The organism is Bacillus infantis, from assembly GCF_050107595.1.
Taxonomy (GTDB): domain Bacteria; phylum Bacillota; class Bacilli; order Bacillales; family Cytobacillaceae; genus Bacillus_AB; species Bacillus_AB infantis_C.
In genome coordinates, this window is the sequence record NZ_JBNILH010000003.1 from 114,956 (window position 1) to 129,612 (window position 14,657).

Below are 14,657 nucleotides of genomic sequence, written 5' to 3' on the forward strand. Positions count from 1 at the left end.
CTCTTCTTATTTAGTCCCAAACAAACGGTCGCCGGCATCGCCAAGGCCTGGTACAACATAGCCTTTTTCGTTCAGCTTTTCGTCAAGTGCAGCGATATAGATATCAACATCTGGATGTGCTTCTTTCACCGCTTCCACACCTTCAGGAGCAGCAACCAGGCACATGAATTTGATATTTTTCGCGCCGCGCTTTTTCAGGGAATGCATCGCTTCAATGGCAGATCCGCCTGTTGCTAGCATTGGATCAACAACGATGAAGTCTCTTTCCTCGACATCGCTTGGCAGTTTGGCATAATATTCAACCGGCTGAAGTGTTTCCGGATCGCGGTAAAGGCCGATATGCCCTACCTTGGCCGCTGGTATCAGCTTCAGGATGCCGTCCACCATGCCGATTCCCGCACGCAGGATTGGCACAATTCCAAGCTTTTTGCCGGAAAGGACATTTGACTTTGTTACGCTGACAGGAGTTTCAATTTCAATCTCTTCCAAAGGCATATCGCGTGTGATTTCAAAGGCCATAAGTGTTGCGACCTCATCAACCAGTTCGCGGAACTCTTTTGTTCCAGTGTTTTTTTCTCTGATGTATGTAAGCTTGTGCTGAATGAGCGGGTGATCAAAGACGTATACTTTTGCCATTGAAAAATCTCTCCTTTTTTCTTCGCTATGTTTCGTTTACACTTCGTCTAATTTTACAGAAAAATAAATGCAAGGGCAACTGGGAGCCGAAATTGTAAAGTAATCGTCATTTATAGAAAAGCGCAAGATGCCTGCTTGTGACCTCGATCCAATGGCACTTGGAGCTGGACAATGATGGAGATTGGACTCCTTTCTCCCTCCGCAAAAAGAGCCTCCCGCAAAGGAAGGCCCTCCATCTTAAAGCTCTTTATAAAGAGTGAATCTGCCTGTGAGTTCCTCAACACGGCTGCTTGCTTCCTTCAGCTTTGCTTCGTCCTCATGGTTCTTGAGGGTAAAGGCAATCAGGGATGCAATGTCCTTCATCTCTTTCTCGCCGAAGCCGCGGGAAGTGACTGCAGCTGTTCCGATGCGGATGCCGCTTGTTACAAACGGGCTTTCCGGATCGAATGGAATCGTATTTTTATTAACTGTTATGCCGATTTCATCAAGCACTTTTTCAGCCACCTTGCCTGTCAGGCCAAGGGAGCGGAGATCAATTAAAAGAAGGTGATTGTCCGTTCCGCCGGAAACGAGGTCGATGCCTTCCTCCTTCAGTCCTTCTCCAAGTGCTTTAGCGTTATTGATGATATTTTGCGCATAATCTTTGAAGCTGTCCTGCAGTGCTTCGCCGAATGCGACAGCCTTGGCTGCAATCACGTGCATCAATGGGCCGCCCTGGATGCCAGGGAAGATAGACTTATCGATTTTCTTCGCGAATTCCTCACGGCAAAGAATCATGCCGCCGCGCGGTCCGCGCAATGTTTTATGTGTAGTGGTTGTTACAAAGTCAGCATATGGCACAGGATTTTGGTGGAGTCCCGCTGCGACCAGGCCGGCAATATGGGCCATGTCGACCATCAGGTAAGCCCCGACTTCATCGGCAATTTCCCTGAAACGCTTGAAGTCGATCTCGCGCGGATAGGCGCTTGCACCTGCTACAATCAGCTTCGGCTTATGCTCGCGCGCCTTTTCAAGGACATCGTCATAATTGATGCGGTGTGTGTCTTTATCTACTCCGTACTCAACGAAGTTGTATTGGATGCCTGAGAAGTTGACAGGGCTGCCATGGGTGAGGTGTCCGCCATGGGACAGGTTCATGCCAAGGACAGTATCCCCTGTTTCCAGGATCGTGAAGTATACAGCCATATTCGCCTGGGCGCCCGAGTGAGGCTGGACGTTGGCGTGCTCTGCCCCGAAAATCTGCTTCGCACGGTCGCGGGCAAGATTTTCCGTCACATCGACATGCTCACAGCCGCCATAATAGCGTCTGCCCGGATAGCCTTCGGCGTATTTATTGGTCAATACCGACCCTTGCGCTTCCATCACCGCTTCACTGACAAAATTCTCGGAAGCTATTAATTCGATCTTCGTTCTCTGGCGCTTCAATTCTTCTTGAATCGATTGAAAAACCTGCTCATCCTGCTGTGCTAAATGCTTCATTGTAATCCTCCCTTTTTGAAAAACTACATATGTATGCTTTTTTTGTAAAATCCTCTTACATTCTATCATGTTTTGGTTTTAAAAAGGAACCCAACTTCAACACCCCGCCAAAAACAGGCGGGGCTCTTTGATTATTCCGTCCAGTTCCAGTAATCCATCTCGCCAAGCTGGGCTCCCCGCAGCTCTTTGACCTCTCTCAGCTTCAGCAGCTCCTTGACCGGCCCTGTCACGACCGCCCCGTATACCTGAAAGCCGTTCTCCTTCAGATAAGCATGCCGTTCTTCAAGATAGCTGATGCCCAGAAATCTCTCATAATAGCTTTTCCGCTCTTCCTTTAGGAGCTTCTCCATCTGTCCAAGCATCAGCTCCTTATTTTTGCCGAGCATTTCCGGTGTAAACTCGTACTCGCTTTCTGACATGCGGTCATCGCTGATTTCCCTTCCGCCAGTCAGCCCGAAGGCCGGGATAGGAGAAATAGAATTGCCGCCGCTTCCTGTGTTTCCTTTAAAAGTTTTCATTTCACCTGTGTACAAAGGCATCCACAGGACATCCAGATCAAATGGCTCAAGAAGAGTGAAGAGCTCCTCCGGCTCCATAAACCGGTCTGTCGAAAAAGCAGCCTCTGCCACTGTTCCCTCATGAACCTTATCCAATGCTCCCCAAACGCCATTGCTGTCCTCGGCATCCAGCTTCCCTCCTGTCTTTGGATCTTCAGGAAAGTAGAAACGAAAAGCTCCTTCTTGATCTGGCTGATAATAGGAAAGCGCCCGCGTTGAGTAACTGTTCAAGAGCCCTTTCCTGATCTGCATTTCACCGGCAGGCTGTTCTTCTTTGCCAACCCGTCTTGTGACAGGATAAGAAATCTTCTGTGTGAAAAATGGTGTGATTTCCGACTGTGCGAATCCGCCAAAGTCTTTATGGATATTCGGCTGGGTCCAATCCATCGCCAGCTGGGTGTAAAAAATATGTTTCCGATCCAGGTGCAGGCTGTCATAGCTGATCGTTACAGCCAGCATATACACCCAGAAGAAAAATAACGCAGCAATCAAAACTTTGATTACCCGGAAAGTCAGGGCAAAACGGTATTTCGTCAGGATTTTCTTTTCTTTATCAGGGCTCCAGTCTGCCATCCTTTTTCCATCCCTTCTTTTCTGCGATTACAGCGAGCTTTTTCCTGGCGCGGTGAAGGTCAACCTTCACCTGGCTTTCTGTCAGGTCAAGCGCTTCCTGTATTTCCTTATAGCTGAAATGCTCATATTCTCTTAAATAGAGGACCGTCCGGTATTTTTCCGGCAGCAGCCCCAGCATATCCGCGGCATTCTGTTCCAGCTCGGCAGCCAGGGCCTCTTCTTCGGGCAGGCCGTAGGGACTGAGGATTTCTTCTTTTGAAAAAAGATAGTCTGCAAACGGCACCCATTTGCGCCTCTGCCGTTTTCGCCATTCATCCAGATAGGCGTTCCTGGCCACCTTGAACAGCCAGGCACGTACATCCTCCTGCTGGTAAAAGGAGAGTGAAACAGTTGCACGCACGAAGGTTTCCTGCACGAGTTCTTCGGCCATGTGGTCTGAACCGGAAAGCTTGAGCAGGTAGTAGTAGAGGGGTTTTGCGTAGTGTGAGTAAAGGTCATCGAGCTTTTCTTTTCTGCGGGCGTCCAACTGTTTTTTCCCTCCTTTCTTTGAATGGCTATAATCATAACGCACGGGGTTGCCATTTGTTACAGGTTTTTTAAGAAAAATAAAAAACAGCCCTGATGAAAAGGCTGTCTATCCTAGTTTGGTATTGTGAATGGGGCTGTTGATTTCCGCTACAGGCACTTCGCTTTCCGCGGGACGGCGCTGAGCCTCCTCACGATTGCGCGTTGCGGGGTCTCAGCTCTGCCGCTATTTCCCGCAGGAGTCTACGTGCCTTCCGCTCCAATCAACAGGTGCCTTAAAATTTTTGGCAGGTCAGTGGTTCCAAGCAGTCTTTTTACAAATCAAAAAGGAGTACAGGCAATTTCTACACCGTACTCCTTTTATACAAAAAGATATCCTTAACACGATTCATTCTCCGGCAGCCTCTCATACACGGCCCGGCTTCCGCCGATGAGTTTTGGTCTTGTGGAGGCGAGGGTGACGTGGGCGCTGCCGATGCTTTTTTGTTTTGTTCTGATTGGGACTGCTACATGCTTCAGGTGCATGCCGATGAGGGTGTCGCCGATGTCGATGCCGGCGTCGGCCTTGATGAATTCGACGACGGCCGGGTCCTTGAACTTTCTGTAGGCATATGACGCCATGGCCCCTCCGGCCTGGCGCACCGGTACGACCGATACTTCTTCAAGATTCTTCTGTTCCGCAGTCTGCCTTTCCACAACGAGCGCCCTGTTCAGATGCTCGCAGCACTGGAAGGCGAGTCTTGCCCCTGTCCGTTCTGCAAACTTCTCCAGCTCTTCAAAGAGGATGGCCGCGGCTTCATCTGTGCCGGATGTGCCGATCCTTTTGCCGATTACTTCACTGGTGCTGCAGCCAACCACAAGCACGCTGTTTTCGTTAATCGCCACCTGTCCGCCGAACTCATCCAGGATTTCTCTCAATTCAGTCTGAATCTCTTCGAACATGGTATCACCCTTCCAGTTGCTTATTGATCTTCGTAGGTTTTGATTTTTCCGATCCGGTTCGCATGGCGTCCGCCTTCAAACTCGGTTTCAAGCCAGGTTTTCGCTATTTCCCGGGCAAGTCCGGGTCCGATCACGCGCTCGCCCATGGCAAGGATATTGCTGTCATTATGCTGGCGGGTCGCCTTGGCGCTGAACACATCATGGACCAGCGCACAGCGGATGCCCTTCACCTTGTTGGCGGAAATGCTCATTCCGATCCCTGTGCCGCAGATCAGGATCCCTTTATCAAATTCGCCTGCTGCCACTTTTTGCGCTACAGGGAGAGCATAGTCCGGATAATCGACCGAAACGCCGCATTCGCAGCCGAAATCTTCATATTCAATGCCCATTTCTTCCATCAAATGTTTCATTTCTTCGCGGATGTTCACTCCGCCATGATCTGAAGCAATTGCAACCTTCATTACAAAAACCTCCTAAATAAACACGATTCTTCCTTTATTTTGACACAAATGAGCAGAAATAGAAAGCTGGCCGGACTGTATCTGCCTTTTAAAAAATTACAGAAAAGGAGCGACGGAAGGGCCTAGTTCTGTTCCTGGAGCTCATTGACAATCTCTATAAAATGCTGCAGGATCCTGGCAGTCAGACCCCAAATGACCTTATCCTCAAAATAATAGAAGCATTCCTCCATTGACCGTGTCTGCCAATTATAGTTTTCGCCGCCGGCAATCCGATCAAAAGGAAATCCGTTCTCTGGTTCCAGCCTGAAATTCATTTTATAAATCTCAGGCTTGGTTTTCAGCAGATAGGAAAGCGGTACGGTGAATACTTCGCCCACCTCTTTCGGGTTCACCTTAAATGGCTGGGATGGCTTCAGCATTCCTGCAAAAGGATAGATGATCATGCCAAACGGGGATACCATATAGTCAAGGGGGACTGTCCCTCTGATTTCATCCATGGGGATTCCAAGCTCTTCGGTTGTTTCCCTGATTGCTGTATGCTTCACGTCCGGATCCGATCTGTCGACCCTGCCGCCCGGAAAACAAATTTCCCCCGGCTGCCTCCGCATTTCCATGGACCGGACCTCAAAAAGGACATGGACACCGCCTTCCTTTTCAATCAGCGGTACGAGAACTGAATAGTTTATGAATTTATCGCTTCCCAGGATGGCCGGTGTCCGGCTGCCCAATCCTGCGATCATTTCCTCTATATTCATTCACCCATCCACCTCCATTTATATTTATATCTATTCCCCTATTTATCCATCAGCAAAATCGCTGCTGCGAAATAAAGAAGAACCCCCGCCTATGCTGCAGAGATTCTAACTTGTTGTTTATACCCTGAATTTGGTGATCGTTTCCTTCAGCTTTTCCGCCTCATCCTTTAACTCAAAGGCAAGCTTCTCCACATTGGAAATGACCATTGATTGATTTTCTGTCGCGGAAGAGACCTCTTGGGCACCTGCAGATGTTTCCTCTGCGATGGCTGCCACTTCCTGCGACTGGGTGGCAGAATGGCGGATGCCTTCCATCTGCTGCTCCACCAGGCTCGAAATCGTGGTGACAGACGATGCCATCTGGTTGACGGTATTCGTCATTTCGCCGATGACCTGATTGGTTTTCACACCTTTTTTCCCTTCGGCAGAAGCTGTTTCAACCTGAGCTGTGATTTGCTCAACAACATTTTGAACTTCATTCTGGATGTTTTTAATCAATTCGGAAATGCCCTGGACCGCTTTGGCGCTTTCATCAGCCAGTTTCCGGACCTCCTCTGCCACAACAGCAAAGCCTTTTCCATGCTCGCCTGCACGCGCAGCTTCTATTGAAGCGTTCAGCGCCAGCAGATTGGTCTGGGCCGCGATGTCTCCCACCAGCTGGATGATCTGCTCTACCTTCGCTGCATTATCTTCGAGGCGCTTGACGGTCTGCAAAGATTCCTGATTGTCTTCCGCCAGCTTGGTGATTCCCGCTACTAGGGAGTGAATCACTTCTTTCGATTCATTGAGATCGTCGACAAGCTCGCCGGAAACCTGCTGAGATGTTTTCGCCTGCTGCTGTACTTCCTCAGCAATCCTTGTAGCATCTTCGACCGATTCGGCTGTCGCCTGGATCGATACAGCAGAGCTGTCGGCACCAAGGGAAATCTCGCCGATCGTCCTTGAGATGCTTGCAGCCTGCTCGGCAGCAGCTGAAGCTTCCTGCGAGATGCTGACTACTTTGTTATTGGTATTTTGAAAGTTTTCATCGATTTTCGCGACCATTTCCCGGAGATTGTATAGCATATGGTTGAATGCCATTCCAAGCGAGCGGATTTCATCATCCGATTTGGAAAGCTCCGCGTCTTCCCTGATATCGCCTTCTGCGGCTTTCAACGCTGTCTTCTCCAGCCTTTGCAGCGGTTTAGTGATAAAGCCGGCCGCAACGAATGTCAATACACCGGACCACATGGCCCCAAGAGTAAGCGTGATGATGTTAAAGGCCGCTTCCCCGAACGGCAGGTAGTCTTTCACAAGCGGAAATAGACCATAGATGAACACAGCACTTGTCGTGTACGTAATGAATGCCAATATGGTCGTTAACAGCACAAGCTTTTTTCTCAACCCGAATTTATAGCGCTTCTTCTCCATAATTGCCCCCTGGTCGTTACTTTTCTATTTTGATAATGATCTTTTCAATATGCTTTTTCAGTTCATTAAAGGTTTCTCTATATATTTCAAGGCTTCCGCCGAATGGATCAGGAATTTCACCGCCTGGTTCACCTGCAAACTCTGTCAGTGTAAAGGTTTTGCTCTCTGCTCCTTCAAACATGCTGACCACATTCCATTTATGCCCGGACGTCATCGTCAAAATCACATCAGCCCATTCAACCAGCTCTGCCGTCAGTGCGCTGGAGGTATGTAAATGGGTAATCCCCTGCTCCTCAAGAACCTGCTTCGCATGAGCGGAGGCCTGTCCTCCATTGGCAGCAAACACACCAGCAGACTTCACCTCAATCCCCGGAAGCTCCCTGCTCTTCAAAATCGCCTCTGCCATCGGGCTCCGGCAAGTGTTTCCAGTACAAACAAACAATACGCGTCTCATCGATGCAGCCCCCTTTCCCTCCATTATAAGCCAAATGTCACAGTTTCAATAGACAAGCATGGAAAAATTTATAGAAAGTTCACACGAAGTGCGGAAGGGGCTTGCTCAGATTAAGGATCGCGGACTAAAAACGCCACGTCCTGTGGCAACGTCCGCATGACCCGCATCCTGCAGGCCCAGCATAAGGCGCTTAGGAATAAAAGGCGTTCTTTGCCTTTAATTCCTAAGTGACTTATGACTCGAGGCCCTAGCCGTCGCAGCAGGACAATATGAAGTGCGCAGGGTGCTTGCTTTAAAAGAAGAACGCCCTCTCCTCTGTTCAACATAAAAAGACACCCACCCGGATGCCTTCGTTTGCTGCGATGAATGAATAGCCTCCCGCATTAAAAAAATGGCCATAACAGCTTTATCCCGAAAGCGAGGAGGATGGCTCCGCCAAGGGCTTCGCTGTAGGAGCCGATCCAGCCCTGCACCTTGCGTCCGGCCAATAGCCCTGCCCAGGTCAGAATCGCAGCGGCAGCACCAAAGCATACCAGGACAAGAGCCGTTTTTGCTCCATAAATCCCGAGCGAAAGCCCGACTGAAAAGCTGTCCAGGCTGACACTTAACGCAAAGATGAGCAGGCCGAAGCCTGCGGGTGTGATCAAGCTTGCATCATCATCCTTGATGCTTGACCAAATCATCTGGGCGCCGAGCAGCAGCAGCAGCCCTCCCCCGATATAAGCCGCAATAGAGCCAAACTGCTCCGACAGGAACCTGCCGGCAATCATCCCTAACAGCGGCATGAACACATGGAAAAGACCGATCGTTATTCCTATTTTAAAAATTTGCCTCAGGCGCAGCTCGAACATGCCCATGCCAAGCCCGACCGAAAAAGCATCCATCCCGAGGGCAAACGCCATTAACATCAACGTAATAAGTTCCCCTAAAAACGAAGTCATCCATTCTCCTCCTTGGACTTGCTAATTCAGCATATGCACGTCCAAGGGGAAATAGAATCAGAAAAGCGGAGGCGACTGTTCAGGTGCGACAAGCATAAGACGAGCAGGACGGAAGGTTGTTCTTTAACCTTCTGGCCTGCTTGGCTTATGACTCGAGCACCTAGGAGCCGGAGCTGGACAATAGAAATGCGGAGGGCGCTTGCCCAGCATTAAGGAACGCAGGCTAAGTACGCCACGTCCTGTGGCAAAGTCTGCATGACCCGCATCCTGCGGGCCTAAAAAGAGCCAGGCACCGCCGGCGGACAAATCACAGTGAATTGTCCCTGGACAGAGCCTGGCACTAAAGTTATTTGATGATTCGATGGCCTGCTGCTTTAAGAAGCCGGTTCATGATGGCTTCACCGACACCTTCTAAGGGAAAGGATTCGCTGAAAATCACATCTACTCCAGAGCTGTTAAAACTCCGCAATGCTTCGTACAGTGAGGCTGCCACTGTTTCCAGATTCGCTCTCCTGCCGCAGATAAACGTAAAATCGCTGTCGTAAAATTTTTCATTTTCGGCGGTTGTAAGCACACCGGCCTTTAGGCCTTCCGCATGCTGTTCGCTTACCAGTTCCTGAATTCTCTCTCTTGTTCCTTCTACTATATATAAGGGAGCATCAGGTGCATAATGACGGTACTTCATGCCAGGGGAGCGCGGTGCCTCCTTCTCATCGGCAAGTGCGGGATCAGCCGCTACCTCTCCTACTACCTGCTCGAGCTGCTCTTTCGTCACCCCGCCAGGCCTCAGGATGACTGGAATCTCCCCCGTACAATCCAGAACAGTGGATTCGACACCGACTCCGGTAGGACCGCCATCCACAATCCCGGCAATCCTTCCGTTCAAGTCTTCCTCGACATGTCCGGCAGTGGTCGGGCTGGGCCGCCCGGATCTGTTCGCGCTCGGAGCCGCTACCGGAACCCCGCTTTCACGGAGGATGGCGAGAGCCACCGGGTGGTCCGGCATCCTGATTCCGACCGTAGTAAGCCCCGCTGTTGCTGTCTCTGAGAGCTGCCCGTCCTTTTTATTGAATATAATTGTCAGCGGACCCGGCCAAAAGGCTTCCATCAGCTTATCTGCACTATTAGGGACACTTTCCACAATCTCCTCAAGCTGTTTTCTGTCTGCAATGTGAATGATGAGAGGATTGTCAGAAGGCCTGCCCTTCGCTTCAAATATCTTTTTGACCGCTTCGTCATTTCTTGCGTTTCCACCAAGTCCGTAAACCGTCTCAGTCGGAAAGGCAACCGTCTCATTTTGGGCTAAAAGAGCAGCTGCCTGCTTAATCTGTGGATAATCATTTAAACTATCCACATTTTTATCCACTGACCAAATTTCTGTCTTCATTGTTATGCCCACCTTCAATACTGTTCAAATTCTGTGTGGTATACCCATTGTTTCGGCTTTTAAACCACAATCACTTTTGAAAGTATAAAAGAAGATGGAGGATAACTCAAGTTTTGTCCACAATTTGTGCATAACTTTTCGATAATAGTGGATAACTTTGTGGATATATCCACAATTTATATCGGAAGCTTCAGGAATGTAAAGTTATCCACAGTTAGAATATGCTGGACATGTGAAGATCGGTACAGTTCTTCCGGAAGTTCACTTTTTTCATCCTGAAAGCCAAGCAGCTTGAAGAACTCTGCTGCTCCTTTTTTATTCGTAGCCATATATAGGGACTCGAGTTCCCTTTCCCTCGCAAGCCGCAGAATCTGCTCCACAAGCAGCAGCAAATCTTTTTCAGATGCCTTTTCCGAAAGTACCAGTGAACGGAGGAGGCCCACGCTTCCTAAGGGCTCGATGCCCAATGTAGCCTTAATATTCAACTCTTCATCTTCCATAAGCAAAAAATAATTGATAGAGTCAGCAATGCCTTCTGTCCCCAGATTGGCTTTTTCCAAAAATGCGGCCAGTTTATTTTCGTCTTCCTTTTGTGCACAGCGGATCATTGTTTCCATCCTCTCACCCCACTAAGAATTTGTAATCTAGTAATATATCTATGGGGCGCGGGAAAAAGTAGAACTCAAAAAAGAATAAAAAACACGGCAGCCATCAGTTAACGGGCTGCCGTGCTATCTGGAATCTTTCAATTCAAACTTCCTTTACATTATAAACTTAGTTGTTGTTGTTATTTCTTGAATTTCCGCCTTTTTCACCAATTTCGCGGTAGAAGTCTTTATCATGGTTTTCAGAAGTAGCTTCTCCGCCTTTTTGGCCGATCTCCTGGTAGAATTCTTTGTCGTGATTATCAGAAGTAGCTTCTCCGCCTTTTTTACCGATCTCTTGATAGAATTCCTTGTCATGGCTATCAGCAGTAGCTTCTCCGCCTTTTTGGCCGATTTCCTGATAGAATTCTTTGTCATGATTATTGCTTGTTGCTTCTCCGCCTTTTTTACCGATCTCTTGATAGAATTCTTTGTCATGGTTATTGCTGGTTGCTTCTCCGCCTTTGCGGCCTCTTTCCTCGCGGGACATTTTGTCGTTGTTATTGTTGTTAGCCATGTGTTCCATCTCCTTTTCAGTAATTGTTGTTTTGGCTTACACTCCTTTAATATCCGCTTCTCCCAGAATCAAACATGCTCCCAGCATCTGTAAAAGGCTTGTCATGCACTTGTAACAATGGCATTAGCTTCTCTTATGTCCTTTTTCCTATAAAAAAGAATGCCGCTCTATGAAAAGAGCAGCATACTATCCAAAAATTTTCTCCCATAATTCTTTGATAAAAAACTTAACCTCCGGCTTTTCTTCCTCTTCTTTAACGAAGACCGGCTCCTTTTCACTAGATGGTTCTTTAGGCTTATTTGTTTCCAGCACATTTTCTTCCGGTACTTTTTTACCAACTTCTCCTTTTTCCTGATTTTCCTCTTCAAATCCATCGCTTACAGCCACTCCATTCGAGAAATCAAGGAAGCACAGAGGAGGGAAAAGAACACACCACCAGTTCGCTCCATCACCTTCACCAAGTGTGATTAAAATTGCTTCATACTCGCCGGCAGGATATAGAAACTGGCCGTAAAGCTTGGTAGGGAAATCTACTTTGCCGAAATTGGCTTTAACTGTCTGGTCTGAATTTTCCTCTTTTACCACATGCTCTGCTATCTCCTGGATTTCCGGCAGGCGCGACTTTATTAATGATCGGGCTTCCTCTATGGAAGTCAGTTCGTTGACCCATTCAGTTATTTCCTTATTGACCGCGTCCCTCACCAGCCGTTTCAGCGCCTGGTCTCCTTCGCTGTCACTGTTTGCGAGGATGCGGAGGCGGATGGCTTCCTGCGGTATGACGAGCGGATCTTCCGCTGCCACCTCTGTTTTGGGTATGTATAGGCTTAGCATTGTTCCTAAGGATAAGATAATGATATATAATTTCGCTAATGATTTTGCTGTCATTTCCGACACCGTCCCTTCACTAATCCATTGTGGACAGGAAGGGGGATTCTTAAACTAGCAAAATATAAAAAAGATCCCTTTTGAGTCGAGGTGTATTTTTATTTGGCGTATATATGGAGTATGTTGATCTTTCTGCAGGGCACTGTCTTATTTTTGTCCCGCTTTCGTTATTTGTCAATAAATGGATTTTATGTAGAATCTTTTGATTTTTATGTAGAATAAATGAAATTTTTAGTAGAAATATTGAATTTTTGTGTAGAATAAATCAAAATTTATGTAGAATAACACTCTCAACGATTAAATTCCGCCAAAAATAAGGCAGGCACACCTTCAGTTTTCTTAGATAATCTAAGAAAATGGTATGCCTGCTCACTAAATTTATATTTTCCAATAAAATTTTGACGTAAATTACAAGTTCAAGATAAAGAAGGGCAGCCATTCCGCCAATGGCCCCCATACACCGGAATCCAAATGCATAAATTCCTCAACAAACTAATCCTGCCAGCCGATCTCCGCAAATACCATCCGGTCCTTCCCGTTGATGTCGTAGACTGTGTCTATTTTGGCATTTGGAAATGCAGTCCGCAGCAGTTGGCCAACGTCTTTGCTTTGGCCTGTGCCGACTTCGAAGCCGACTAGTGATTTTTCTTTTAGGACGAGCGGCAGTTCTTGCATGAATCGGCGATAGAGGTCGAGTCCGTCCTGGCCGGCGAACAGGGCGCGGTGGGGCTCGTTCTCGGTGACAACTTCAGACATCCCTTCCATATCGCTGAGCGGGATGTAGGGAGGATTGGAAATGATGATATCGAATCTGCGGCTGTTCTGTATGAAAGGCTGCAGGAGGTCTCCTAAAATGAACTCGATATCTGCGCCGTTTCGTTCTGCATTTTCTTTTGCTGTGTCCAAGGACGGTCCGTACACATCTGTAGCAGTTACCTGAAGGTCCGGAGATTCCAGTTTCAAGGTCACCGCAATCGCTCCGCTTCCTGTTCCAATATCGGCAGCAGCAGCGGCAGCCTCTTTGCTGAAGAGCCTTTCCTTCCTCTTCAGCGCTTCGAGCACCAGCTCCTCTGTTTCCGGCCGGGGGATTAGCACGTTTTCATTCACAAGGAATGTGCGCCCATAGAACTCTTCTTTTCCAATGATATATTGGACTGGCCTGCCGGCCGCATGAAGCTGTACTGCTTCTTTGAAGACATCCTGTATCTTAGGGTCCAGCTCTTCCCTCATCTCCGCAAGCAGGCGGGAACGGCTCATATTCAGAAAGTGGCCCAGGAGAATTTCACCCGCATTGAAATCCCGCCCGGCCGTTTCTAAAAAAGAAGAAGCCCACTTCAGGGCTTCGTAGACTTTCATAGGCTGATCAGGCATCTGAAGCTTCCTTCAGCTTGGCTGACTGCTCTTCCATGATCAAGGCATCAATCACTTCATCCAGCTTGCCCTGAAGAATCTGGTCAAGCTTTTGGATGGTCAGGCCGATGCGGTGATCTGTTACACGGTTTTGCGGGAAGTTGTAGGTGCGGATCCGTTCAGAACGGTCACCGGTACCGACTGCGGATTTCCGCTGCTGGTCGTATTCCGCCTGTGCTTCCTGCTGGAATTTATCATACACACGGGCACGAAGGACCTTCATTGCCTTTTCTTTGTTTTTGATCTGTGATTTCTCATCCTGGCAGGAAACAACAGTCCCTGTAGGCAAGTGGGTCAAACGCACGGCTGACATTGTCGTGTTAACGCTCTGGCCGCCAGGTCCGCTTGAAGCAAATGTATCGACACGGATATCTTTATCGTGAATCTCGATTTCAACTTCTTCCGCTTCCGGCAGAACTGCTACCGTTGCCGTCGAAGTATGAATGCGCCCGCCTGATTCAGTTTCAGGCACACGCTGGACGCGGTGGGCGCCATTCTCGAACTTCAGCTTGCTGAAGGCACCGTTTCCGTTGATGATAAAAATGATCTCTTTGTAGCCGCCGACACCTGTGGAGCTGGCCTCAATCACATCTGTTTTCCAGCCTTGGACCTCGGCAAATCGGCTGTACATGCGGTAAAGGTCCCCGGCAAACAGGGCAGCCTCGTCGCCGCCGGCCGCGCCGCGGATTTCCATGATAACGTTTTTATCATCGTTCGGGTCTTTCGGGATCAAAAGGATCTTCAGGCGCGCTTCCAGAGCTTCCACTCTGTCTTCGAGCTCTCCTATCTCTTCCTTCACCATCTCGCGCATTTCTGCATCGAGCTTCTCTTCGAGCATCGCTTTTGCATCCTGGTATTGCCCGCGGACTTCTTTATACTCGCGGTATGCCTCCACCGTTTCCTGGATGCCTGACTGCTCCTTGGAATATTCGCGCAGCTTCTTTGTGTCATTTACAATCTCAGGATCGCTCAAAAGCTCGTTCAGCCTTTCGTAGCGATCTTCTACAGCTTGAAGACGATCGTACACAGTCCTTCACCTCATTTTGATTCTATATAAATCGGCTTTCACACCTCAAAAAGC

General features: G+C 48.5%; 16 protein-coding genes. All 16 read right to left on the reverse strand.

Annotated features, from left to right (window positions below; genetic code table 11):
- Positions 1–6: 6 nt before the first annotated feature.
- The 16 genes from upp to prfA all read right to left on the reverse strand — a co-directional run bounded on the left by upp (position 7) and on the right by prfA (position 14,603).
- On the reverse strand, positions 7–636 hold the full coding sequence (gene upp / locus ACQCVH_RS07035; protein WP_009792624.1) for a uracil phosphoribosyltransferase: 630 nt from the start codon (positions 634–636) through the stop codon (positions 7–9).
- A gap of 237 nt (positions 637–873) precedes the next feature.
- The gene (locus tag ACQCVH_RS07040; RefSeq protein ID WP_426835043.1) at positions 874–2,115 is read right to left on the reverse strand and encodes a serine hydroxymethyltransferase; all 1,242 of its coding nucleotides are present in this window, start codon (positions 2,113–2,115) and stop codon (positions 874–876) included.
- A gap of 131 nt (positions 2,116–2,246) precedes the next feature.
- Positions 2,247–3,245 carry an anti-sigma factor gene (locus tag ACQCVH_RS07045; protein ID WP_426835044.1) on the reverse strand — a complete coding sequence of 333 codons (999 nt, stop codon included), beginning with the start codon at positions 3,243–3,245 and terminating at the stop codon, positions 2,247–2,249.
- Positions 3,226–3,771 (reverse strand): sigma-70 family RNA polymerase sigma factor, encoded by a 546-nt coding sequence (locus ACQCVH_RS07050; protein WP_426835045.1) that lies wholly within the window; start codon positions 3,769–3,771, stop codon positions 3,226–3,228. Before ACQCVH_RS07050 ends, ACQCVH_RS07045 begins: the two co-directional genes overlap by 20 nt.
- Before the next feature lie 377 nt (positions 3,772–4,148).
- Positions 4,149–4,712: a TIGR01440 family protein gene (locus ACQCVH_RS07055; protein ID WP_426835046.1), complete on the reverse strand. Its 564-nt coding sequence runs from the start codon at positions 4,710–4,712 to the stop codon at positions 4,149–4,151.
- 20 nt (positions 4,713–4,732) lie between these two features.
- Positions 4,733–5,173 carry a ribose 5-phosphate isomerase B gene (gene rpiB, locus ACQCVH_RS07060; protein ID WP_426835047.1) on the reverse strand — a complete coding sequence of 147 codons (441 nt, stop codon included), beginning with the start codon at positions 5,171–5,173 and terminating at the stop codon, positions 4,733–4,735.
- A gap of 122 nt (positions 5,174–5,295) precedes the next feature.
- A complete protein-coding gene (locus ACQCVH_RS07065; RefSeq protein ID WP_426835048.1) occupies positions 5,296–5,928 on the reverse strand; it encodes an NUDIX hydrolase in 633 nt (210 codons plus the stop codon).
- Positions 5,929–6,045: 117 nt separating this feature from the next.
- Complete coding sequence (locus ACQCVH_RS07070; RefSeq protein ID WP_426835049.1) at positions 6,046–7,338, reverse strand: methyl-accepting chemotaxis protein; 1,293 nt, start codon at positions 7,336–7,338, stop codon at positions 6,046–6,048.
- 16 nt (positions 7,339–7,354) lie between these two features.
- Entirely contained in the window at positions 7,355–7,792 is a 438-nt protein-coding gene (locus ACQCVH_RS07075; protein ID WP_426835050.1) for a low molecular weight protein arginine phosphatase, read from the reverse strand.
- 383 nt (positions 7,793–8,175) lie between these two features.
- Entirely contained in the window at positions 8,176–8,733 is a 558-nt protein-coding gene (locus ACQCVH_RS07080; protein WP_426835051.1) for a manganese efflux pump MntP, read from the reverse strand.
- A 346-nt stretch (positions 8,734–9,079) separates the two neighbouring features.
- Complete coding sequence (locus ACQCVH_RS07085; protein ID WP_426835052.1) at positions 9,080–10,120, reverse strand: L-threonylcarbamoyladenylate synthase; 1,041 nt, start codon at positions 10,118–10,120, stop codon at positions 9,080–9,082.
- A 176-nt stretch (positions 10,121–10,296) separates the two neighbouring features.
- Positions 10,297–10,737: a GNAT family N-acetyltransferase gene (locus ACQCVH_RS07090; RefSeq protein WP_426835053.1), complete on the reverse strand. Its 441-nt coding sequence runs from the start codon at positions 10,735–10,737 to the stop codon at positions 10,297–10,299.
- 157 nt (positions 10,738–10,894) lie between these two features.
- A complete protein-coding gene (gene gsiB, locus ACQCVH_RS07095; RefSeq protein WP_426835054.1) occupies positions 10,895–11,281 on the reverse strand; it encodes a glucose starvation-inducible protein GsiB in 387 nt (128 codons plus the stop codon).
- Positions 11,282–11,467: 186 nt separating this feature from the next.
- Positions 11,468–12,166, reverse strand: a complete 699-nt coding sequence (gene spoIIR, locus ACQCVH_RS07100) for a stage II sporulation protein R (protein ID WP_426835055.1) — start codon at positions 12,164–12,166, stop codon at positions 11,468–11,470.
- 492 nt (positions 12,167–12,658) lie between these two features.
- Complete coding sequence (gene prmC, locus ACQCVH_RS07105; RefSeq protein WP_426835056.1) at positions 12,659–13,537, reverse strand: peptide chain release factor N(5)-glutamine methyltransferase; 879 nt, start codon at positions 13,535–13,537, stop codon at positions 12,659–12,661.
- A complete protein-coding gene (gene prfA / locus ACQCVH_RS07110) occupies positions 13,530–14,603 on the reverse strand; it encodes a peptide chain release factor 1 (protein WP_009792606.1) in 1,074 nt (357 codons plus the stop codon). Before prfA ends, prmC begins: the two co-directional genes overlap by 8 nt.
- Between the last annotated feature and the right edge of the window lie 54 nt (positions 14,604–14,657).